A 21,709-nucleotide genomic window follows, 5' to 3' on the forward strand; every position below is an offset into this window, starting at 1 on the left:
GGCAGATCATGTCGATGTCGGCGGGGTCGAGCAATTCGTAGTAGATGTCGTCTTCCACGTAATCGCCGGTCACAGTTTGCAATAAAACACTTTCCGGCAAGCGCATGCCCTTTTCGGCGATGAACTTGTTGGTCGGGGAGATCTTGCCGCGGGTGATCCCGGTGAGGTCGCCGATCAGGCATTCGACTTCGGTGATCTTGTGTTCTTTCAACCAATCGGTGAGCTGGTCGAGGTTGGGACTCATAAATACCTCAGGAGGCCATTAACCCGGCTCGCGGCGAGCCAGGCACTTGTTGACGCATGGGCGTCGTTGGAAAAGCGGTCAAGCGAGGGCACCACGATGCCCGCCCGGCCTTTCGATACCCGGCCGGAACGTGAGGCTCAGGGTAGCGGTTTCAGGGCAAAGGCAGTACATGACGGACAAAAAAACAGAGACGCAACGCCGTGGGCTGTCAATTATTCTGGCCGCTGGCAACCGGCGGCTGCAGCGACTGAAATCAGATAATGGCAGGCGTGCCATGATTCACCCTCGGTCTTATTGAAATGACGGGTTGAAAACGAGCTTAGCCTTGTTCATTTTTTTCCACAACTCTCGACCTGCAAACTTCACCGTGCACTTTTCATGCAGTTGCAAAGTGCCTTAATTGCCTGTCACGCGCGCCCTGATATGCAGCAAAAGAGGCTCAACAGCGCCCTTTCAGGGCAAAACCTGGCTCGCTTGACTTCATGTTGGCTTTCGGATTGACTGAAACCTGCTCAACCCAATGATTGATATTTTTAACAACAAAGGTGTTGCATCATGTCGGTACCCCCGCGTGCCGTTCAGCTCAACGAAGCGAACGCATTCCTTAAGGAACATCCTGAGGTTCTGTACGTCGACCTTCTGATTGCAGATATGAATGGTGTGGTGCGCGGCAAGCGCATCGAACGCACCAGCCTCCACAAGGTTTACGAGAAAGGCATCAATCTGCCCGCCTCGCTGTTTGCTCTGGACATCAACGGCTCCACCGTGGAAAGCACCGGCCTTGGCCTGGACATCGGCGATGCCGATCGGATCTGCTATCCCATCCCCGACACCCTGTGCAACGAGCCTTGGCAGAAGCGCCCTACTGCGCAGTTGCTGATGACCATGCACGAACTCGAAGGCGAACCCTTCTTCGCCGATCCGCGTGAAGTGCTGCGCCAGGTCGTCGAGAAATTCGACGCCATGGGCCTGACCATCTGCGCCGCGTTCGAGCTGGAGTTCTACCTGATCGACCAGGAGAACGTGAACGGTCGCCCGCAACCACCGCGCTCACCCATTTCCGGCAAGCGTCCGCATTCGACCCAGGTGTATCTGATCGACGATCTGGACGAGTACGTGGACTGTCTGCAGGACATTCTGGAAGGGGCGAAGGAACAAGGCATTCCGGCCGACGCCATCGTCAAGGAAAGTGCGCCGGCGCAGTTCGAGGTCAATCTGCACCACGTCGCCGATGCGATGAAGGCCTGCGACTATGCGGTGCTGCTCAAGCGCCTGATCAAGAACATCGCCTACGACCATGAGATGGACACCACGTTCATGGCCAAGCCTTACCCGGGCCAGGCGGGCAACGGTTTGCACGTGCACATCTCGATCCTGGACAAGGACGGCAAGAACATTTTCACCAGTGAGGATCCCGAGCAGAACGCCGCATTGCGTCACGCGATCGGCGGTGTGCTCGAGACCCTGCCCGCGTCGATGGCGTTCCTGTGCCCGAACGTCAATTCGTACCGCCGCTTCGGTGCTCAGTTCTATGTGCCCAACTCCCCGTGCTGGGGCCTGGACAATCGGACCGTGGCGCTACGCGTGCCCACCGGGACACCGGATGCCGTGCGCCTGGAACACCGCGTCGCCGGTGCCGATGCCAATCCCTACCTGCTGATGGCTGCGGTTCTGGCTGGCGTGCACCATGGCCTGACCAACCAGGTCGAGCCCAATGAGCCGGTGACGGGCAACTCCTACGAGCAGAACGAGCAGAGCCTGCCGACCAACCTGCGCGATGCCCTGCGCCTGCTGGACGACAGCGAGGTGCTGGCCAAGTACATCGATCCGAAATACATCGATATCTTCGTGGCCTGCAAGGAAAGTGAGCTGGAAGAGTTCGAACACTCCATCTCGGATTTGGAATACAACTGGTACCTGCACACGGTGTAACGGCCGGGTGCCGCGGTATGCCTGCCATGCCGCGGTGTTCACGAACGCATTTGCTGGGCTGCGGTGCAGCAGGTATACCGCGTCGTCCCCGGACGCGGCTTGCGCCGCTGCTACATAGGTCCCTCGTGTCTCCTGGATTGCGGTGCGGCAGGTGCACCGCATCGCAACCGGACGCGGCTTGCGCCGCTGCTACAGGGGATCACCGTATCTTCTGGATATGCAATCCCTGTAGCAGCGGCGCGAGCCGCGTCGGCGGTGTGTGCGGACTACCTGACGTACCGCGTCCGGTTCAACGCGCCCAGCGCAACTGGGTCGGCAATGGTGACGGGGGCTCTGGCTCCGGTGGATTGCCCGGTAACGCCAATACCCGATTGAGTACTTCGGTTTCCAACGCCGCCAGGCGATGAGAACCGCGAGCCCGCGGCCGCGGCAGCTCGACGGCCAGATCCAGACCGATACGCCCCTCCTCGATCAGAATCACCCGGTCGGCAATCGCCACGGCTTCGGACACATCATGGGTCACCAGCAACACGGTGAAGCCGTGCTTGCGCCACAGGCTCTCGATCAACTGCTGCATCTCGATCCGCGTCAAGGCATCCAGAGCACCCAAGGGTTCGTCCAGCAGCAACAGCCGCGGCTTGTGGATCAGCGCCCGCGCCAAGGCCACACGCTGCTTCTGCCCCCCCGACAGCGCCGCCGGCCATTCATTGGCACGTTCGGCCAGCCCCACCGCTTCGAGCGCCTGCAGGGCCTGCTCGCGCCAATTGCCGGAAAGCCCCAGGCCAACGTTGTCGATGACCCGTTTCCACGGCAACAAGCGAGCTTCCTGAAACATCAGCCGAGTATCGTTGCGCGCCTCACTGAGCGGACCCGAGCCGGCCAGCAGCTGGCCGCTGGTAGGCTGGTCGAGGGCCGCCAGCAGACGCAGCAAGGTGCTCTTGCCGCAACCGCTGCGACCGACGATGGCCACGAACTGCCCGGCCGGGATGTTCAGGTCGATGTCGCGCAGCACCTCGCGCTCGCCAAAGGTCTTGCGCAACTGACGAACCGCCAGGGGAATCCCGCGCCGCAGGTTCTGCGGTTGTTCCTTGAACACGGTCATGCCGCACCTCCCTTGGTTTGATAGGCCGGATGCCAGCGCAACCACACCCGTTCCAGCCCACGCGCCGCCAGATCGGCCAGTTTGCCGAGAATCGCATACAACACGATGGCCAGGACCACGACGTCGGTCTGCAGGAATTCACGCGCGTTCATGGCCAGGTAGCCGATGCCCGAGCTGGCGGAAATGGTTTCCGCCACGATCAGCGTCAGCCACATCAGACCCAGGGCGAAACGCACGCCGACCAGAATGGAAGGCAAGGCTCCGGGCAGGATCACCTGCCAGAACAGACGAAACCCGGACAGGCCATAGCTGCGAGCCATTTCTACCAACGCGGGGTCGGCGTTCTTGATGCCGTGGTAGGTGTTCAGGTAGATCGGGAACAATGTGCCCAAGGCCACCAGAAAGATCTTCGCCGACTCGTCGATACCGAACCACAGGATCACCAGCGGAATGAGCGCCAGGTGCGGGACGTTGCGGATCATCTGCACCGAGGTGTCGAGCAGGCGCTCGCCCCAGCGCGACAGGCCGCTGATCAGCCCCAATACCAGGCCGATGCCGCCACCGATGGCAAAGCCGATGCCGGCGCGCCAGCCACTGATGGCCAGATGCGTCCAGATCTCCCCGGACTTGAACAACGCCACACCCGCCTCGAACACCGCGCTGGGCGCCGGCAGGATACGTGTCGACAGCCAGCCGACGCTGACCGCCACCTGCCAGATCAACAGCAGGCCCACTGGCAGCGCCCAGGGCGCCAGCCGGTGGATGATTTTGCTTGATGTACTCATGACAGATTCTCAGCGCTTGGCCGCGGCCTTGGGCAAGATGTCATTGGCCACCATCTCACCGAAGGGGCTGACGTAATTGGCGCCGGTCGGTGTCTCGGGGCGCTGCACGTCCAGGTGCGGGAACAGCAACTCGGCCACGCGGTACGACTCTTCCAGATGCGGGTAGCCGGAGAAGATAAAGGTGTCGATGCCCAGCGCGGCGTACTCCTTGACCCGCTCGGCCACGGTCGGACCATCACCGACCAGCGCGGTACCGGCGCCACCACGAACCAGGCCGACGCCGGCCCACAGGTTGGGGCTCACCTCCAGCTTGTCCTTGCTGCCGCCATGCAACGCAGCCATGCGCTGTTGGCCTACAGAGTCGAAGCGCGCCAGCGAGGCCTGGGCACGGGCAATGGTGTCGTCGTCGACATGGGCGATCAGCCGTTCGGCGGCGTGCCAGGCTTCTTCGTTGGTTTCCCGCACGATCACGTGCAGGCGAATCCCGAACCGTACGGTGCGGCCGAGCTTGGCCGCCTTCTCGCGCACCTGGGCAATCTTCTCGGCCACGGCCGCTGGCGGTTCACCCCAGGTCAGGTACATCTCCACCTGTTCGGCGGCAAGGTCCTGGGCGGCGTCGGAAGAGCCGCCGAAGTACAGCGGCGGACGTGGCTGCTGCACCGGGGGATAAAGCAGTTTGGCGCCTTTGACGGTGAGGTGCTTGCCATCGTAGTCGACGGTTTCGCCTTCCAGCACACGACGCCAGATGCGGGTGAATTCCACCGAGGCTTCATAGCGTTCCTCATGGGTGAGGAACAGCCCGTCGCCGGACAGCTCATCCGGGTCGCCGCCGGTGACCAGATTGAACAGTGCGCGGCCATTGGACAGCCGGTCCAGGGTCGCGGCCTGACGCGCCGCCACGGTGGGCGAAATGATGCCCGGACGCAGGGCCACCAGAAACTTCAGGCGCTGGGTGACCGGAATCAATGAGGCCGCCACCAGCCAGGAGTCTTCGCACGAACGCCCGGTCGGAATCAGTACGCCGCCGTAGCCCAGGCGATCGGCGGCCTGGGCGATCTGTTGCAGATACCCATGGTCGACCGCCCGCGCGCCTTCGGCGGTGCCCAGGTAATGGCCGTCGCCGTGGGTGGGAAGAAACCAGAAAATGTTGAGGCTCATGGAGTTGTCTCCTGACGTGGCTCGAAACCGGTGCCGTGGCACCGGTGCAATTGTGCAGTGGCTGAAACGGGGCGATTCACGGCGCCTTGGCTACAATGGCCGGCGGTGTCCAGATCACATCCTGAATGCGCAGCGGCTTGGGGATCAGCTTGAGCTGGTGAAAGCTGTCGGCGATCTTCTGCTGCGCGGCAACGGTCTGCGGGTTGAGAAACTGCGCACCGTAACCCTGGCGCTTCACCGAGGTCAGGGTGATGTCGGCAGGCAGGCCCAGCAGCGGCGCGACCTGGGCGGTCACTTCTTCGGGGTGGGCCTTGGACCATTCACCCACCGCGCGGACTTCTTCGACCAGGGCGGTGATCACCTCCGGGTGCTTCTGGGCATAGGGCTTGGTCGCGAGGTAGAACTGCAGGTTGTCGACGATGCCTTGACCGTCACGCAGGGTGCGGGCCTGCAACTGCTGCTCCGCAGCGGCCTGGTAGGGGTCCCAGATGACCCACGCATCGACGCTGCCGCGCTCGAAGGCGGCGCGCGCGTCGGAAGGCGGCAGGTAGACGGTCTGGATGTCGGAATACTTGAGCCCCGCCTCCTCCAGCGCGCGCACCAGCAGGTAATGCACGTTGGAGCCCTTGTTCAGCGCGACCTTCTTGCCTTTGAGCTCACTGACCGAGCGGATGGTCGAATCCTTGGGCACCAGGATCGCTTCGCTGGTCGGGGCTGGCGGCTCGTAGGCCACGTACAGCAGATCGGCACCGGCGGCCTGGGCGAACACCGGCGGGGTTTCTCCGGTCACGCCGAAATCGATCGAGCCGACGTTGAGGCCTTCGAGCAGTTGCGGCCCGCCGGGAAACTCGGTCCATTTGACGTCCACGCCCTGTGCCGCGAGACGCTTCTCCAGCGTGCCCTTGGCCTTGAGCAGCACCAGCGTGCCGTATTTCTGATAACCGATGCGCAGGGTTTCAGCCTGGGCCTGGGTAATGGCGCCGAACGACACAGCCGCAGCAAACAGTGCGACCACACCACGACGCAAGAACAGGGTGCGCATGGCACTCTCCTTTTGCAGAGGGAATTGGGTTGCACCTGCTTGCCCGTTGGCGGGCGAGTAAGGTGGATACGGCAGTTCGGTTCAGATGCTCCAGCGGGCACTGCGCAGGCTTTGCGTGAGCAAGGCCGGGTCATGGGTCTGGGGTCGACGCAGCAGGAAGGCGTGGAATTCCTCCAGGGCGCTTTCCAGCCGCTGCTCGAGGGCCGGTGCCAATTGGGCTGCGACACTGCCTTCGCCGTAGGCGATCTGACTGTCGTCGGCAAAGATGCCCTGAAGCATTTCCTGCGCCTTGAGCGAGGCCAGCACGGGCTTGAGCGCGTAGTCCACCGCCAGCATGTGGGCGATGCTGCCGCCGGTGGCGACGGGCAGCACCACCTTGTTGCTCAGGGCGCGCTCGGGGAGCAGGTCCAGCAGCGTCTTCAGCGCACCGGAGAACGAGGCCTTGTACACCGGCGTTGCCACGATGAGGCCGTCAGCCTTGCCGACCAACTCGATGAAATGCAGTACGTGCGGGCTGTCGAAACGGGCGTGCAGCAAGTCTTCGGCCGGGAAGTCCCGCACCTGGAACGTCACCACTTCGACGCCTTTACGCTGCAGCCACTGCTTGCCGCGTTCCAGCAGTACACCGGAGCGCGAGCGCACGCTTGGGCTGCCGCCCAGAGATACGACGAGCATGGGGTAAATCCTTGAATAGCGAAGTCGGAGCGCTTCTGGAGAAGTCGCCGGAATGGAGGGAACAGTAACAGGCAGGATTTATATCTTTAAATCATATTTATTCATTTGGTTATTCGATAAAAACATATACAAGCCACTGCGCCCCCTGTAGCAGCGGCGCAAGCCGCGTCACCGGTAAACACGGTACATCTGACGCACCGCAAACGCCGAACGCGGCTTGCACCGCTGCTACAGGGCAGGTGCTCAGCGGTTGGGCTGTGGGGTCAGGCGCAGGTACGGCTTCACCGCCTTGTAGCCCTTGGGGAAGCGCTGCTTGATCTCTTCTTCGTCCTTGAGCGAAGGCACGATTACTACATCGTCACCATCCTGCCAGTTGGCCGGAGTCGCCACCTTGTGGTTGTCCGTGAGTTGCAGCGAGTCGATCACCCGCAGGATCTCGTGGAAGTTGCGCCCGGTACTGGCTGGATAGGTGATGGTCAACCGGACCTTCTTGTTCGGATCGATGACGAACAGCGAGCGCACGGTCAGGGTGTCGTTGGCGTTCGGATGAATCAGATCGTAAAGCTCGGACACCTTGCGGTCCGCGTCGGCCAGAATCGGAAAGTTCACGGTCGTGCCTTGGGTCTCGTCGATGTCGCCGATCCAGCGCTGGTGGGACTCGACCGGATCCACCGACAAGGCGATGGCCTTGACGTTGCGCTTGGCGAACTCGTCGGCCAGCTTGGCGGTAAAGCCCAGCTCGGTGGTGCAGACAGGTGTGAAGTCGGCCGGGTGCGAAAACAGCACGCCCCACTGATCACCCAGCCACTGGTGAAAACTGATGCTGCCCTGGCTGGATTCCTGCTGGAAGTCGGGGGCGATGTCGCCGAGTCGAATGGTCATGGTGCTGCTCCTGGACTGTTGTGCGCATGACTGTGCACCGGGCGGCCGGGAAACAAAAAGAATGGATGGTGCTGGTGCTAGGCGAATCTGGAATAACGCTGCGCCACAAACGAAAAAGCCCGCACGCGGCGGGCTTTTTCCAACGGCACGTATTACTTGAAAGCGTACGTGTAGTTGAAGATCAGACGAGTCTGATCGACGTTGGTGCCCACGTCGCTGCGGTAGGTACCGTTACGCAGGGTGGCGCCGAAGTTCTTCAGCAGACCGCTCTGGATCACGTAGTCGACGCGCATGTCGCGTTCCCACTCGGAGTTGTCCGAATCACCGGTCCCGGCTGCCTTGATGTCATCGGCATGCAGGTAGGCGATCGAAGCCTTCAGGCCAGGTACGCCGACACGGCTGAAGTCGTAGGAGTACTGGGCGAACGTGGTGTTCTCGCCAGCACGGGTGAACGAGTTGACCATGCTGTCGGTGAACAGGTAGACGCTGGAACCGCCGTTGCCTTCGTTGCGGCCGTTGCCATCGACGACGTTGCCGTTGTTGATGAACGGCATGCCGCCGTCATCGCCCACTTGCTGGTAGCCGGCGAGGAACGCGTGACCAGCGATGCTGTAGGTGAAGATGGCACTCCAGGTCTTGTTGTCGATTTCACCTGGGGTCCTGGCGTAGCCGCTGTTGTTGTTGAAGCGATAGCCAACGTCACCGTTCTTGCCGTCGGAGCGGCTGTCGAAGTAGCGCAGGTCGGTCTTGAACGACTGATCTTCACCCAGTGGCAACACGTGCACGGCGCCCAGGAAGGTCTGCTTGTAGAAGTCTTCCAGTTGCGCGTGGTAGACCTGCAGAGTCAGGTCCTTGGTGGCTTTCCAGTCCACACCGGCGAACTGGAAGTTGTTGGTGTCTTGAGTAGCACCGCCGACGCCCAGACCCGAGTAGTTACTGGTAGCACGACCCGCGGACTTGTTCAGTCGACCAACGGTGAAGGTGAAGTTGTCCAGGTCCTTGGAGGTCAGGATACCGCCCTGGTAGGTAGCAGGCAGCAGGCGACCATCGTTGGACACCAGGATCGGCAGGTTGGGCTGCAGTGCGCTACCCACCTTGAGTTCGGACTTGGCGAACTTGACCTTGCCGTTCGCGCCCAGACGCGACCAGGTCTTCTCGGCCGAGCCATCGGTGTCGCTCGGGAAGAAGCTGTTGTTGTTCGGGTGGTGACCGCGGCCGCCGTCCAGGTGAATACCGCTCATGGCCTGTACGTCCAGACCGAAGCCGACGGTGCCGGGGGTGTAGCCAGAGATGAAGTTGAAGAGGAAGCCTTGGGCCGATTCTTCCTGGTCGTTCGCTGTGCCTTCGCGGGTATCGTTGCGGAAGTACATGGTCCGCGAGCTCAGCGTTGCTTTGCTGGCTTCGAGGAAACCCGAGGGTGCCGGATCGGCGGCGTAAACACTGGTGGAGATGCTGGCGAGCGCGATGGCTACGGCGAGCGACTGCTTGTACATGTGATGCTCCTCTGGTTTCTAATTTTTGTGGTGTCTTTGGTCGGGGTCTGATGCCCCTTGTCCGCCGATGCGCGATTAGCGCTAAAGCGTGACCAGTTAGTCAATGTTTACAAGCCGATTCGAGACCTTGGTCTAAGCCAAACTCTGGGTGCCGAGATTAACGAAATTTTCACAAAACCAAAAAGAATTGTTTCAAGTTTTTTTAGAATTTAATTGCATAACAACTGCAACCTTCCAAACAAAAAAGTTCAATCCGATTGCCAAACATAAGCTAATTCCCAAACGGTATTTCAAAGCCGTTTCTTATATCGTTTAGATTCTGCTCATTCGCCGACCCGGCACCTCACTTCACGCGCCAGAAGCGCGTGCTGGACGCTCACCGCCCCCCTGACTCTTGCAAAGGCAACCACCATGGCCAAGCAGCGCTTCGTACGAAAACTGTTCACCACTCTGGCCCTGACGGGCCTGGCCATGGGCATCCAGGCCGCCCCGTTGACCGTGGGCTACCAGACCGGCATCGACCCCAGCAAGGTGCCCCAAGCCGATGGCGTCTATGAAAAGGCCATTGGCGAGAAGATCGACTGGCGCCGCTTCAACAGCGGCCCGGAAGTGGTCACGGCCATCGCCTCGGGCGATGTACAGATCGGCAACCTGGGGTCGAGTCCGCTGGCGGCTGCCACTTCACGCAAACTCCCCATTGTCGCTTTCATTGTTTCGGCGCAGATCAATTCCGCTGAAGCCCTGGTGGTGCGCAACGGCAGCGGTATCGACAATCCCCAGCAACTGGTGGGCAAAACCATCGCCACGCCCTTCGTTTCCACGTCCCACTACAGCCTGCTCGGCGCGCTGAAGCACTGGGGCCTGGAGGGCAAGGTCAAGGTGGTCAATCTTCAGCCCGCCGAAATCGCCGCCGCGTGGAAGCGTGGCGACATCGATGGCGCTTTCGTCTGGTCGCCGGCATTGGGCGAGATCCGCAAGAGTGGCAAGACCTTGACCGATGCCGCGCAGGTCGGCCAATGGGGCGCACCGACCTTCGAGGTCTGGGTGGCGCGCAAGGATTACGCCGAGAAGCACCCTGAAGTAATCGCCAAATTTGCCAAGGTCACCCTGGATTCCTTCGCCGACTACGCGAAGAACCAGGCGCAGTGGACCGCCGACTCCGAGCCGGTGCGCAAGATCGCCAAGCTGACAGGCGCCAATGCCGCGGATGTTCCCGATCTGCTCGCCGGCTCCACCTACCCCGACGCCGAGGCCCAGGCTTCGGACGCGCTGCTGGGTGGCGGTACTGCCAAGGCGGTGGCCAAGACGGCCGAGTTCCTCAAGGAACAGGGCAAGCTGGAAGCCGTGCTGCCCGATTACACGCCTTACGTCAGCGCCAAGTTCGTTCAGTGATCACGCGCACGCCCAACGGAGTACGACCGTGGCCCAATTGATTCTCGACCGTATCGGTGCCCACTACCCGGGCGCTGCGCAGCCGGTGTTGCAGGACATCTCCCTGAGCCTGGGCCCACAGCAACTGTGCGTGGCGCTGGGTCCCTCGGGCAGCGGCAAGACCTCGTTGTTGAACCTGATCGCCGGTTTCGTGCCGCCCAGCAGTGGCCGCATCACCCTGGACGGGGTCGCGGTAAAAGGTCCAGGGGCGGACCGTGGCGTGGTGTTTCAGGATGACGCCCTGCTGCCTTGGCAGGACGTGCTGGCCAATGTCGCCTTCGGTCTGCAACTGGCGGGCATCGCCCGGCCGCAGCGTGAAGCGCGGGCGCGTGAAATGCTCGCGCTGGTCGATCTGGCCGGTTTCGCCGAGCGGCAGGTGTGGCAGCTCTCCGGTGGTCAGCGGCAACGCGTGGGTCTGGCCCGAGCGCTGGCGGCCGATCCGCAGGTGCTGTTGATGGACGAACCCTTTGGCGCATTGGATGCGTTCACGCGGGAGCAGATGCAGGAACTGCTGCTGCAGGTCTGGCAACGGACCGCCAAGCCGGTATTTCTGATCACCCATGACATCGAAGAAGCGGTGTTTCTGGCCACCGACCTGATTCTGCTCGCACCCAATCCGGGGCATGTCGAGGAGCGTCTGAGCCTGGATTTCGGCCAGCGCTACGCCGCAGGCGAGAGCGCCCGGGCGATCAAGTCCGACCCCCGATTCATCGAGACCCGCGAGCACGTCCTGGCTCAGGTATTTGCACAACGAGAATCTGCACAACGAGAGTTCGCCCAGCGTGTTTCTCCACAGGGCCCCACTGCACGCGAGGCACTGGCATGAGCCACTATCCGACCGAAGCCATCGACCGCACGCGCAAGCCCGCTGCGCGCCGACCCTGGCGTCTGAGTACGCGAGCCATCAGCACACTGACCCTGGCCGGCGTGCTGCTGCTCTGGTGGGCGGTCACCGCCAGCGAATTGATCGAACCGCTGTTCCTGCCATCGCCGGGTGCCGTGCTGGACAAAGCCTGGCTGCTGGCAACCCAGGGCTACATGGACGCAACCTTGTGGCAGCACCTGGGTGCCAGCCTGGGGCGCATCGGCCTGGCCCTGGTCTTTGCCGTTTTGTTCGCCATCCCGGTGGGCATCGCCATCGGCCACAACCGCATTGCCCAAGGCATCCTCGACCCATTGATCGAGTTCTATCGGCCCATTCCACCGCTGGCCTACCTGCCGCTCATCGTGATCTGGTGCGGTATCGGCGAGACCTCGAAGGTGCTGCTGATCTACCTGGCGATCTTCGCTCCGATCGCCATCGCCACGGCCACCGGTGTGCGCAACGTCGATCCGGCCCGGCTGCGCGCTGCGCAGTCGCTGGGTGCCACACGGGCGCAGCTGATTCGTCATGTGATCGTGCCCAGCGCCCTGCCGGAGATCCTCACCGGTATCCGCATCGGCCTGGGCGTCGGTTGGTCGACCCTGGTCGCCGCCGAGTTGATTGCCGCCACCAGCGGCCTGGGTTTCATGGTGCAGTCGGCCGCGCAGTTTCTGGTCACCGATGTGGTGGTACTGGGCATCCTGGTGATCGCGCTGATCGCCTTTGGCCTGGAAATGGGCTTGCGCGCCCTGCAACGACGGCTGGTGCCCTGGCACGGCCAGAGCCACTGAATCACCGATTTCACCAACAGAGCTGACCAACATGACTCTGCACATCACCCCCTTGAGCCCCACCATCGGCGCGGTCATCGCAGGCGTCGACCTGAGCCGGGAGCTGACCCCGGCGCAGCAACGCGAGATCGACGCCGCGCTGCTCGCCCATCAGGTCTTGTTCTGGCGCGACCAGCCACTGACGCCGGCCCAGCAGGCCCGGCTGGCGCACCAGTTCGGTGACCTGCACATCCATCCGATCTACCCCAGCGTGCCGGGGCAACCCGAAGTGCTGGTGCTCGACACCACCGTGACCGATGTGCGCGACAATGCCATATGGCACACCGATGTCACCTTTCTCGCGGAACCGGCAATGGGCGCGATACTGACGGCCCAACAGGTCCCGCCCTTTGGCGGCGACACCTGCTGGGCCAACGGTATCGCCGCGTTCGAGGCCTTGTCCGCGCCCTTGCAGATCCTGCTCGACGGCCTGACCGCCACCCACGATTTCGCCAAGTCGTTCCCGCTCGAACGCTTCGGCAACGATGCCCAGGCCCTGGCACGCTGGGAGCAGACCCGGCAGCAGCATCCACCGCTGTCGCACCCGGTGGTGCGGACCCATCCGGTCAGCGGGCGCAAGGCATTGTTCGTCAATGATGGCTTCACCACCCGTATCAACGAGCTGTCGGCGGCGGAGAGTCGGGCGCTGCTCGACTTGCTGTTCGCCCACGCCACGCGACCGGAGTTCTGTGTGCGCTGGCAATGGCGTCAAGGGGATGTGGCATTCTGGGACAACCGCGTGACCCAGCATTACGCGATCGACGACTACCGACCGCAGCGACGCGTGATGCATCGTGCGACGATATTGGGGGATCGACCGTTCTGAACGGGCGGGGGTGGCAATGGCCGCCCCCGCTGACCATCATTCGCCGATGGCGGCCTTGTAGCCTGCGGCATCGAGCAGCTTGTCCAATTCACCGGCAGTGCTAGGCTTGAGCTTGAAGAACCAAGCGCCGTAGGGTTTGCCGTTGACGCTCTCGGGAGCGTCGGCGAGTGCCTCGTTGATGGCGATCACTTCACCGCCTACCGGCGAGTAGATATCGGACGCCGCTTTCACCGACTCCACCACACCGGCTTGATCACCAGCGGCGAACACCTTGCCGACTTCCGGCAGCTCGATGAACACCACGTCACCCAAGGCTTCCTGGGCGTGGTCGCTGATGCCTACGGTCACCGTGCCATCAGCTTCCAGGCGCGCCCACTCGTGGCTTTCGGCAAAACGGAGTTCAGCAGGGATATCGCTCATATCATTGTCCTCAACAAGGGTCAGCGGCCAGCCCGCCATACGATTCAGATCAGGGTGCTACCATGCCGGACGAAGGTCGGCTTGACCACCCGTACCGGGTACCATTTGCCGCGTATCTCGACTTCCGCACGGTCAGCGGTCGCCATGGGTACACGCGCCAGTGCAATCGACTTGCTCAGCGTAGGTGAGAAACTACCACTGGTGATCTCCCCTTCGCCAACTCCGGCAATCCGCACCACCTGATGCGCGCGCAGCACGCCGCGCTCCTCGAGCACCAAGCCGACCAGTTTCATCGCCGGCCCGACTGACCGCTCGCGCTCCAGCGCCTCACGCCCGATGAAGGCCCGCGAGGTCGGTTGCCACGCCACGCTGCCGGCCATGTTCGAAGCCAATGGCGAGTTCGCCTCGTCCATGTCCTGGCCATACAGATTCATGCCTGCTTCCAGACGCAGCGTATCGCGCGCTCCCAGGCCGATGGGCGAGATACCGGCGCCGATCAATTCGTTGAAGAAGTCGGCGGCCTGGGCCGCAGGCAAGACGATTTCGATGCCGTCTTCACCCGTATAGCCGGTGCGAGCAATGAACCAGTCGCCCTGGTGGCGCCCTTCGAAGGGTTCCAATCGCAGCAGCAATTCGCGGCGCTGGCTGCCCAACAGATCGGCGACCTTGCGCCGCGCCTCGGGCCCTTGCACCGCCAGCAGCGCCAACTCGGGACGCTCGCGCCACTGCACATCGAACCCATCGGAGTGAGTGCTCAGCCAAGCCAGGTCCTTATCGCGGGTGGCGGCATTGACCACCAGGCGATAGCCATCCTCGGTGAGGTAGGCGATCAGATCATCGACCACTCCGCCCTGCTCATTGAGCATGGCGCTGTACAAGGCCTGGCCGATTGCGGTCAGGTTGCCCACATCGTTGCTCAGCAGGTGTTGCAGGAACGCCCGGGCATCCGGCCCGTGGATATCGATCACGGTCACATGCGACACGTCGAAGACGCCGCAGTCGCGACGTACCTGGTGATGCTCTTCGACTTGCGAGCCGTAATGCAGGGGCATGTCCCAACCGCCAAAATCGACCAGCTTTGCGCCGAGGGCAAGATGCAGGTCATACAGAGGCGTACGCTGTCCCATGGGTTTCTCCTTCCGGGCGTGGCGAAAGCGCAGGCGGATTGTCCTTGGTGCCTGCGCCGGATGCGGCGCATTGTAGCGACAAGGTCGCGTGATGACATCCAACGCGACAAGGTCGCAGTGGTGATATCTGTAGCGACAAGGTCGCGGTGGTTATACCTGAAGCTTGGATCAGTGAGTTCGACCCAGCTGGCGCGCCGAACGTCGAATCAGCCCGATGACCGGCAGCAAGCCGACCAGCACCAGGGTCAGGGCCGGCAGCGAAGCACGAGCCCACTCGCCTTCGCTGGTCATTTCGAAGACGCGCACCGCCAGCGTATCCCAGCCGAATGGACGCATCAGCAAAGTGGCCGGCATCTCCTTCAACGTGTCGACGAACACCAGCAGCGCTGCGCTGAGCGTGCCAGGCAGCAACAGTGGCAGGTAGACCTTGAAGAACAGCCGCGCACCGCCCACACCCAAGCTGCGCGATGCTTCGGGCAGGGATGGGCGAATGCGTGCCAGGCTGCTTTCCAGGGGCCCGTAGGCCACCGCGATGAAGCGGACCAGGTAGGCGACCAGCAGCGCCGCCACACTGCCAAGCAGCAACGGCCGACCGGCGCCGCTCAGCCAACTGGACACTGGCACCACCAGTTCGCGGTCGAGAAAACTGAAAGCCAGCATCAGCGACACCGCCAGCACCGATCCCGGCAGGGCATAACCCAGGTTCGCGATCGCCACACCGGCGCGAATGCCCGGCGTGGGCGCCTGACGCCGCGCGAACGCCAGCAACAACGCCACCGCGACGGTGATCAGCGCGGCCATGGCGCCCAGGTACAGGGTATGCAGGATCAGCTCACGATAGCGCTCGTCGAGGTCGAAGCGTCCGCGCTGCCAGCACCATGCGACCAATTGCACCATGGGCACGACAAAGGCGCAGGCGAACACCAGCGCGCACCAGCCACTGGCCAGCCATGCCTTGAATCCGCTCAGCCGATACAGCGCCTGCCCGCGCGGGCGCTCGCTGGCCGCATGATCCTGGCCACGGGCGCGACGCTCGCCATAGAGCACCAGCATCACGGCCAGCAATAACAAGCTGGCCAACTGCGCCGCGCTGGAAAGGCTGAAGAAGCCGTACCAGGTCTTGTAGATGGCGGTGGTGAACGTATCGAAATTGAACACCGCCACGGCGCCGAAATCCGCCAGGGTTTCCATCAATGCCAGGGCCACACCGGCCCCGATGGCGGGCCGGGCCACCGGCAGGGCGACTCGCCAGAAGGCCTGCCAGGGTGATTGGCCAAGCATGCGCGCCGCTTCCATCAAGCCCTTGCCCTGAGCCAGGAACGCGGTCCGTGCCAGCAGATAGACATAGGGATAGAACACCAGCACCAGCACGATGATCACTCCGCCCGTGGAGCGCACCCGCGGCAGGCGCAGGCCGTTGCCGAACCACTCGCGCAGCAGGCTCTGCACGGGGCCGGCAAAATCCAGCAGGCCCACGAACACGAAGGCGAGCACATAGGCAGGGATGGCAAACGGCAGCATCAGCGCCCAGTCGAGCCAGCGCCGCCCGGGGAATTCACACAGGCTGGTGAGCCACGCCAGGCTGACGCCGATCACCGTCACACCCGTACCTACGCCCACCACCAGAGTCAGCGTGTTGCCCAGCAGCCGCGGCATCTGCGTGTCCCACAAATGGGACCAGATCTGCAGGTCGATGCTTTGCCAGGACAGCGCCAGCACACTCAGCGGCAAGAGCACGAGCCCGACCACGGCCAAGACCAGCGGATACCAACGGCGTTGGACGTAAGAGGACAATGGGCTCACTCGTGGTTTTCAGATTGCGGGCTTTCTCAACGACAGCCACTCCTGTGGAGAGCTTACTGCGCTGTGTCAGCATGTACGGTGGTGCGCCGTTCGCGGGCAGAGACCCGCTCCCACAGAAGAACAGGTGCTTTTGTGCTTTCCGTGTGGGAGCGGGTCTCTGCCCGCGAAGGCGGCACCACCGATATCAGCTCAGTTCCACCCGGCACGGTCCATCAACCGGATCGCCTCGGCCTGACGCTTGCCTGCCACTTCCACGGGGAGGGTGTCGGCCTTGAACTCGCCCCAACTGGCGACTTCCGCAGAGGGAGCCACCGCCGGATTGGCTGGAAACTCCTGGTTCACCCCGGCGAAGATTGCCTGCGCCTGCGGTCCGGTCATCCACTCTACCAAGGCGATGGCCGCCTGAGGGTGCGGCGCATACTTGTTCAGGCCAATGCCCGACAGGTTCACATGAACACCACGATCGCCCTGGTTCGGCCAGAACAGCTTCACACCCAGGTCCGGCTGCTGCTTGTGCAAGCGGCCATAGTAGTAACTGTTGACGATACCCACATCGCACTGCCCGGCATCGATGGCCTGCAGCACCGCGATGTCATCGGAGAACACGTCGGTGGACAGGTTGTTCACCCAGCCCTTGAGAATCTGCTCGGTCTTCTCCGCGCCATGGGTCTCGATCAAGGTGGCGGTCAGGGACTGGTTGTACACCTTCTTCGCCGTCCGCAGGCACAGGCGTCCTTCCCATTGCTTGTCGGCCAGCGCCTCGTAGGTGCTCAGCTCCTGCGGTTTGACGCGCTCGCTGGCGTAGGCGATGGTCCGCGCACGCAGGCTCAGGCCGGTCCACTGGTGGGACGCGGCACGGTATTGCGAGGGAATGTTGCCGTCGATGACGGTGGACTGGATGGGCTGCAGGATGCCCATCTGCTCGGCTTGCCACAGGTTGCCGGCATCGACGGTGAGCAGCAGGTCGGCCGTGGCGTTCTGCCCTTCGGCCTTGATGCGCTGCATCAACGGCGCTTCCTTGTCGGTGATGAACTTGACCTTGACCCCAGTTTTCGCGGTGTAGGCGTCGAAAACCGGCTTGATCAGCTCGTCGATGCGCGACGAATAGACGACCACTTCATCGGCAGCGTGGGCGTTACCACCCAGCAGGCAGAGCGCCAGTGCAGCGAGAAGACGTTTGCGCACCATCATGAGGGAAACCTTGCCGTTGGAGTGAGGCCGAAATGGTAGTGAATCACATTTACCTTCTCAACCGAACTCGGGGCCCAGCCGTTACCAAATGTTGCGGGCAGGCGCAGGCATACGGCTGTCTCAGGGGCGCGCCAGCTCGGGTAGATCGCCGGTCAAGCCCAGCGCCTGGCGGACGAACAACCCCTTGGCTTCCGGCACTCGCTCCACCCACTTCAAGCCGGTGTTGCGCAACCAGCGCAGCGGCAGCGGGTCGGCCTGGAACAGGCGCTCGAAGCCTTCCATGGCCGCCATCAGTGCCAGGTTGTGTGGCATGCGTCGGCGCTCGTAGCGCGTCAGCACCGGCAGGCCCGCCAGCCGCTCACCTCGCTGCCGGGCATGGATCAGTTCTGCGGCCAGCACCGCCGCGTCGAGCAGGCCCAGGTTGACCCCCTGCCCGGCCAGCGGATGGATGGTGTGCGCGGCATCGCCGATCAGTGCCAGACCGGTTTCCACGTAGCGCTTGGCATGTCGCTGACGCAACGGGACGCACAAGCGAGGATCGGCAGCGATGACCTCCCCCAGACGTACCTCGAAGGCTTGACCCAGCGCTCGGCAGAAAGCCGCGTCGTCCAAGGCCATCAGGCGTTCGGACTGCTCCGGCGTGGTCGACCAGACGATCGAGCACCAATGCTTGCCATCACCGCGTTGCAAGGGCAGAAAGGCCAGCGGGCCCTCGTCGGTGAAGCGTTGCCAGGCCGTATCGCGATGGCCCTCGCTGCACTGCACGCTGGTGACGATGGCGTGGTGCAGGTAGTCCCATTCGCGAGTCTCGCAGCCTGCCAGCCGGCGCACTGCCGAATGCGCGCCATCCGCGGCGATCACCAGCGGGGTGCGTACGGTCTGACCGCCGGCGAGGGTCAACAGACGATCGTCACCCGAATGGCGCAGCTGCTCCAGTCGCGCATTGGCCAGCAGCCGGATTCCGCTGTCCTGCAGGCGTTCGAGCAGGGCGTCCTGAACCACGCGGTTCTCGACGATATGCCCCAGGGTGTCGGCATGCACGCTGGCGGCGGAAAAATTGATCTGCCCGGTGCCGCTGCCGTCCCACACGCTCATGTGTCGATAGGGGTTGGCACGCCGCGCCTGGATACCATCCCAGGCGCCCAGGCGCTGAAGGATGCGCTGGCTGGCCATGGACAGTGCACTGACCCGCGCTTCGAAGGGTGCCAGTGCGTCGAAAGGCTTGCCGGTCAGCGGTCCGCCGTCGATGAGCAGGATGTCCAGGCCGCTGTCGCGCAGGGCGAGCGCCAGGGCGCTGCCGACCATGCCAGCGCCGACGATGACCAGGTCGGCGCGCAATTCGTTGGTGTGGGTCACTGTATTCATTGCCCTTTGATGTCCGACCGAGTGCCCAGGCCCATGGCCTGGCGTGCGAACCAGCGCTTGGCCGGCGGCAGCAGATCGAGCCCCAGCAGGCCCAGATTGCGGCCCACCGCGACCCATGGATCGGGTGTCGCGAACAAACGCGTCAGCTGGTCGGAAAAGCCTACGGTCAGGTTCTGATCCAGGCGCTGGCGTTGCTCATAGCCACGCAGCAGCGACAGCTCGCCCACATGACCAGTGCTGGCGAGCAAGGCATCGGCCAGTGCCTGCACGTCGCGCATCGACAGGTTGAAACCCTGTCCGGCAATGGGGTGCAAGGCATGCGCCGCGTTCCCCAGGACCACCAGATTGGAACGCACCTGCTCCTCGGCCCGTACCAGCGACAACGGATAGACGTGCCGGGCGCCCACGCGCTGCAGCGTACCCAGGCGGTAGCCGAATACGCCCTGCAGCTCCTGCAGAAACGCATGATCGGACAACCCCTGCAGGCGGCGGATATCGGCGGGCGTACGGGTCCAGATGAGTGCGCAGCGGTTGTCGGGCAACGGCAGCAAGGCCATCGGCCCATCATCGGTGAAGCGCTCGAAGGCCTGCCCCTGATGCGGATTGCCGGGGGTGATGTTGGCGATCAGGGCGTCTTGATCGTAGCGCGTGTGCTGCACGGCAATGCCCAACTGCTCGCGCAGCTCGGAACGACCACCGTCGGCCAGCACGGCCAGGTCGCACTGCACCTGGGTGCCGTCGTTCAAGGTCAATGCGTAACCATCGGCCAAGGCCTGGGTGCCGATGACTTCCGCCGGACAGCGCCAGCTCACCACCTCTCGGTCAAGCGCCTGCCACAGGCACTGGCCGAGCCAGGCGTTCTCCACCACATAGCCCAAGGCCGGTACGCCTTCGTCCTCGGCGCGAAGCCGCGCGGTGCCGAAGCGACCGCGGTCGGACACATGGATCTGACGAATCGCTTCGGCGCGCTGGCTGATCGCTGGCCACAGCCCCAAGCGCTCGTAGATCTGCCGGGTGCCGTAGGACAAGGCCGAGGAGCGCGCGTCATAGCTGGGCTGGTAGGCATCGCCGGGGGCGAAGCGCTCGATCAGGACGATGTTCCAACCGCGAGCCTTGGCACCGGCCTGCAACGCCAGGGCCAGGCTCGCGCCGACCAGTCCGCCACCGATGATGGCCAGATTGAAGCGGCTCATGCCTCGGCCCGCGCGGTCGCCATCAGCGCCTCGATATCGGCGACCGACTTGGGCACCGCCCCGGTAAGAATCTCGCAGCCTTTCTTGGTCACCACTACATCGTCCTCGATTCGTACGCCAATGCCCCGCCACTTCTTCGCAACGCTGAGGTTGTCGGGCGCGATGTAGATGCCGGGCTCGACGGTCAGGGTCATGCCGGGTTCGAGCACCCGCCACTCGCCACCGACCTTGTACTCGCCGACATCATGCACATCCAGGCCCAGCCAGTGGCCGGCGCGGTGCATGTAGAACGCGCGATGCGCGTCGCGGGCGATCAACTCGTCGACCTCGCCCTTGAGCAGACCCAGCCGCACCAGCCCCTGGGTTATGACCTGGACCGTGGCTTCATGGGCCTGGTTCCAGTGCTTGTCGGGACCAATGGCAGCGAAGGCCGCCTGCTGCGCCTCGAGCACCAGCTCGTAGATGGCTTTCTGCTCGGGCGAAAAGCGACCGCTCACCGGGAAGGTACGGGTGATGTCGCTGGCATAGCATTCGATTTCGCAACCGGCGTCGATCAACACCAGGTCGCCGTCGCGCAGCACCGCATCGTTCTGCTGGTAATGCAGGATGCAGGCGTTGCGACCCGCCGCCACGATCGAGCCATAGGCCGGCATCTTCGCCCCGCCCTTGCGAAACTCGTAGTCCAGCTCGGCTTCCAGGCTGTACTCGTGCAGCCCGGCGCGGCAGGCCTGCATGGCACGGACATGGGCACGCGCAGAAATATCGGCGGCCCGGCGCATGACCTTGATCTCGGCCGCCGACTTGTACAGACGCATGTCGTGCAGCAGGTGGTCCAGCGCTTCGAATTCATTGGGCGGCTGGGCACCCAGGCGCGCCTTGGAGCGGATGCTGTTGATCCAGTCCATCAGGTGCCGATCGAACTCCGGGTGGCTGCCGATCGAGGAGTAGACGCGGTCGCGTCCCTCGATCAGGCCGGGCAGGATGTCGTCGATATCGCTAATGGGAAAGGCGTCATCGGCGCCGAAATCGCGCACCGCCCCTTCCTGCCCGGCCCGCAACCCATCCCACAGCTCGCGCTCCGGGTTGCGCTCGCGGCAGAACAGCACGTACTCGCCATGCTCGCGCCCCGGAATCAAGGCGATCACTGCTTCGGGCTCGGGAAAGCCGCTCAGGTACTGGAAATCGCTGTCCTGGCGGTAGACGTGTTCCACGTCGCGATTGCGGATGGCCACCGCGGCGGCGGGCAGAATGGCGATGCTGTTGGGCACCATCTGCGCCATCAGTGCCTTTCGGCGGCGGGCATATTCCGATTTCGGGATGTGGCTCATGGGCAGACGCAGGCTCCGGG

The 21,709-nt window shown here is 63.2% G+C and carries 19 protein-coding genes and 1 pseudogene; 5 read left to right on the forward strand and 15 right to left on the reverse strand.

What is annotated here, in order from left to right; all coding sequences use genetic code 11:
* A pseudogene (locus B2V21_RS13960) lies at nt 1-244 on the reverse strand (glutamine synthetase); the annotation flags it as partial.
* A 555-nt stretch (nt 245-799) separates the two neighbouring features.
* Between B2V21_RS13960 and B2V21_RS13965 the strand changes: the two are divergent.
* Entirely contained in the window at nt 800-2,176 is a 1,377-nt protein-coding gene (locus B2V21_RS13965) for a glutamine synthetase family protein (protein WP_043192283.1), read from the forward strand.
* Between the two features lie 289 nt (nt 2,177-2,465).
* Here B2V21_RS13965 and ssuB read toward each other — a convergent pair whose 3' ends face one another.
* The 7 genes from ssuB to B2V21_RS14000 all read right to left on the reverse strand — a co-directional run bounded on the left by ssuB (nt 2,466) and on the right by B2V21_RS14000 (nt 9,313).
* Nucleotides 2,466-3,278 carry an aliphatic sulfonates ABC transporter ATP-binding protein gene (gene ssuB / locus B2V21_RS13970; RefSeq protein ID WP_286917156.1) on the reverse strand — a complete coding sequence of 271 codons (813 nt, stop codon included), beginning with the start codon at nt 3,276-3,278 and terminating at the stop codon, nt 2,466-2,468.
* Nucleotides 3,275-4,063 carry an aliphatic sulfonate ABC transporter permease SsuC gene (gene ssuC / locus B2V21_RS13975; RefSeq protein WP_049860271.1) on the reverse strand — a complete coding sequence of 263 codons (789 nt, stop codon included), beginning with the start codon at nt 4,061-4,063 and terminating at the stop codon, nt 3,275-3,277. The genes ssuB and ssuC overlap by 4 nt, the downstream gene beginning before the upstream one ends.
* 9 nt (nt 4,064-4,072) lie before the next feature.
* Entirely contained in the window at nt 4,073-5,221 is a 1,149-nt protein-coding gene (gene ssuD, locus B2V21_RS13980) for an FMNH2-dependent alkanesulfonate monooxygenase (RefSeq protein ID WP_049860272.1), read from the reverse strand.
* A gap of 76 nt (nt 5,222-5,297) precedes the next feature.
* Nucleotides 5,298-6,263 carry a sulfonate ABC transporter substrate-binding protein gene (locus B2V21_RS13985; RefSeq protein WP_286917157.1) on the reverse strand — a complete coding sequence of 322 codons (966 nt, stop codon included), beginning with the start codon at nt 6,261-6,263 and terminating at the stop codon, nt 5,298-5,300.
* A gap of 81 nt (nt 6,264-6,344) precedes the next feature.
* Nucleotides 6,345-6,938: an NADPH-dependent FMN reductase gene (gene ssuE / locus B2V21_RS13990; protein ID WP_049860274.1), complete on the reverse strand. Its 594-nt coding sequence runs from the start codon at nt 6,936-6,938 to the stop codon at nt 6,345-6,347.
* A 243-nt stretch (nt 6,939-7,181) separates the two neighbouring features.
* Complete coding sequence (locus B2V21_RS13995; protein WP_049860275.1) at nt 7,182-7,820, reverse strand: peroxiredoxin; 639 nt, start codon at nt 7,818-7,820, stop codon at nt 7,182-7,184.
* Nucleotides 7,821-7,972: 152 nt separating this feature from the next.
* A complete protein-coding gene (locus B2V21_RS14000) occupies nt 7,973-9,313 on the reverse strand; it encodes an OprD family porin (protein WP_056844722.1) in 1,341 nt (446 codons plus the stop codon).
* Nucleotides 9,314-9,784: 471 nt separating this feature from the next.
* Between B2V21_RS14000 and tauA the strand changes: the two genes are divergently transcribed.
* Genes tauA through tauD form a run of 4 tightly spaced genes read left to right on the forward strand, consistent with a single transcriptional unit; the run spans nt 9,785 to nt 13,262 of the window.
* Complete coding sequence (gene tauA, locus B2V21_RS14005) at nt 9,785-10,705, forward strand: taurine ABC transporter substrate-binding protein (protein WP_376787068.1); 921 nt, start codon at nt 9,785-9,787, stop codon at nt 10,703-10,705.
* Nucleotides 10,706-10,733: 28 nt separating this feature from the next.
* On the forward strand, nt 10,734-11,570 hold the full coding sequence (tauB, locus tag B2V21_RS14010) for a taurine ABC transporter ATP-binding subunit (protein ID WP_286917158.1): 837 nt from the start codon (nt 10,734-10,736) through the stop codon (nt 11,568-11,570).
* Nucleotides 11,567-12,397 (forward strand): taurine ABC transporter permease TauC, encoded by an 831-nt coding sequence (tauC, locus tag B2V21_RS14015; RefSeq protein ID WP_049860279.1) that lies wholly within the window; start codon nt 11,567-11,569, stop codon nt 12,395-12,397. Before tauB ends, tauC begins: the two co-directional genes overlap by 4 nt.
* Nucleotides 12,398-12,428: 31 nt before the next feature.
* On the forward strand, nt 12,429-13,262 hold the full coding sequence (tauD, locus tag B2V21_RS14020; RefSeq protein ID WP_286917159.1) for a taurine dioxygenase: 834 nt from the start codon (nt 12,429-12,431) through the stop codon (nt 13,260-13,262).
* Nucleotides 13,263-13,298: 36 nt separating this feature from the next.
* On the opposite strand, the gene gcvH is transcribed toward tauD, so the two are convergent.
* The 7 genes from gcvH to pepP all read right to left on the reverse strand — a co-directional run bounded on the left by gcvH (nt 13,299) and on the right by pepP (nt 21,689).
* The gene (gcvH, locus tag B2V21_RS14025) at nt 13,299-13,682 is read right to left on the reverse strand and encodes a glycine cleavage system protein GcvH (protein ID WP_286917160.1); all 384 of its coding nucleotides are present in this window, start codon (nt 13,680-13,682) and stop codon (nt 13,299-13,301) included.
* Between the two features lie 44 nt (nt 13,683-13,726).
* The gene (gcvT, locus tag B2V21_RS14030) at nt 13,727-14,809 is read right to left on the reverse strand and encodes a glycine cleavage system aminomethyltransferase GcvT (RefSeq protein WP_286917161.1); all 1,083 of its coding nucleotides are present in this window, start codon (nt 14,807-14,809) and stop codon (nt 13,727-13,729) included.
* Nucleotides 14,810-14,977: 168 nt separating this feature from the next.
* Nucleotides 14,978-16,603, reverse strand: coding sequence for an ABC transporter permease (locus B2V21_RS14035; protein WP_286917162.1), 1,626 nt, complete (start codon nt 16,601-16,603; stop codon nt 14,978-14,980).
* 198 nt (nt 16,604-16,801) lie between these two features.
* Nucleotides 16,802-17,803, reverse strand: a complete 1,002-nt coding sequence (locus B2V21_RS14040) for an extracellular solute-binding protein (protein WP_286917163.1) — start codon at nt 17,801-17,803, stop codon at nt 16,802-16,804.
* A 120-nt stretch (nt 17,804-17,923) separates the two neighbouring features.
* On the reverse strand, nt 17,924-19,141 hold the full coding sequence (locus B2V21_RS14045; RefSeq protein ID WP_286917167.1) for a 2-octaprenyl-3-methyl-6-methoxy-1,4-benzoquinol hydroxylase: 1,218 nt from the start codon (nt 19,139-19,141) through the stop codon (nt 17,924-17,926).
* Between the two features lie 23 nt (nt 19,142-19,164).
* On the reverse strand, nt 19,165-20,361 hold the full coding sequence (gene ubiH, locus B2V21_RS14050; RefSeq protein WP_286917164.1) for a 2-octaprenyl-6-methoxyphenyl hydroxylase: 1,197 nt from the start codon (nt 20,359-20,361) through the stop codon (nt 19,165-19,167).
* Nucleotides 20,358-21,689 carry a Xaa-Pro aminopeptidase gene (gene pepP, locus B2V21_RS14055; RefSeq protein WP_056844730.1) on the reverse strand — a complete coding sequence of 444 codons (1,332 nt, stop codon included), beginning with the start codon at nt 21,687-21,689 and terminating at the stop codon, nt 20,358-20,360. Before pepP ends, ubiH begins: the two co-directional genes overlap by 4 nt.
* Nucleotides 21,690-21,709 lie beyond the last annotated feature (20 nt).

This window comes from Pseudomonas sp. UBA6276 (assembly GCF_002438365.1).
Taxonomy (GTDB): domain Bacteria; phylum Pseudomonadota; class Gammaproteobacteria; order Pseudomonadales; family Pseudomonadaceae; genus Aquipseudomonas; species Aquipseudomonas coleopterorum.

Bases quoted from the DNA above. Each gene is read 5' to 3' on its own strand.
- gcvH (WP_286917160.1), bottom strand. From the start codon at position 13,682: ATGAGCGATATCCCTGCTGAACTCCGTTTTGCCGAAAGCCACGAGTGG.
- B2V21_RS13995 (WP_049860275.1), bottom strand. From the start codon at position 7,820: ATGACCATTCGACTCGGCGACATCGCCCCCGACTTCCAGCAGGAATCC.
- B2V21_RS13965 (WP_043192283.1), top strand. From the start codon at position 800: ATGTCGGTACCCCCGCGTGCCGTTCAGCTCAACGAAGCGAACGCATTC.
- tauC (WP_049860279.1), top strand. From the start codon at position 11,567: ATGAGCCACTATCCGACCGAAGCCATCGACCGCACGCGCAAGCCCGCT.
- ubiH (WP_286917164.1), bottom strand. From the start codon at position 20,361: ATGAGCCGCTTCAATCTGGCCATCATCGGTGGCGGACTGGTCGGCGCG.
- ssuB (WP_286917156.1), bottom strand. From the start codon at position 3,278: ATGACCGTGTTCAAGGAACAACCGCAGAACCTGCGGCGCGGGATTCCC.
- gcvT (WP_286917161.1), bottom strand. From the start codon at position 14,809: ATGGGACAGCGTACGCCTCTGTATGACCTGCATCTTGCCCTCGGCGCA.
- ssuC (WP_049860271.1), bottom strand. From the start codon at position 4,063: ATGAGTACATCAAGCAAAATCATCCACCGGCTGGCGCCCTGGGCGCTG.
- pepP (WP_056844730.1), bottom strand. From the start codon at position 21,689: ATGAGCCACATCCCGAAATCGGAATATGCCCGCCGCCGAAAGGCACTG.
- B2V21_RS14000 (WP_056844722.1), bottom strand. From the start codon at position 9,313: ATGTACAAGCAGTCGCTCGCCGTAGCCATCGCGCTCGCCAGCATCTCC.
- tauD (WP_286917159.1), top strand. From the start codon at position 12,429: ATGACTCTGCACATCACCCCCTTGAGCCCCACCATCGGCGCGGTCATC.
- B2V21_RS14040 (WP_286917163.1), bottom strand. From the start codon at position 17,803: ATGATGGTGCGCAAACGTCTTCTCGCTGCACTGGCGCTCTGCCTGCTG.
- ssuD (WP_049860272.1), bottom strand. From the start codon at position 5,221: ATGAGCCTCAACATTTTCTGGTTTCTTCCCACCCACGGCGACGGCCAT.
- B2V21_RS13985 (WP_286917157.1), bottom strand. From the start codon at position 6,263: ATGCGCACCCTGTTCTTGCGTCGTGGTGTGGTCGCACTGTTTGCTGCG.
- ssuE (WP_049860274.1), bottom strand. From the start codon at position 6,938: ATGCTCGTCGTATCTCTGGGCGGCAGCCCAAGCGTGCGCTCGCGCTCC.
- tauA (WP_376787068.1), top strand. From the start codon at position 9,785: ATGGGCATCCAGGCCGCCCCGTTGACCGTGGGCTACCAGACCGGCATC.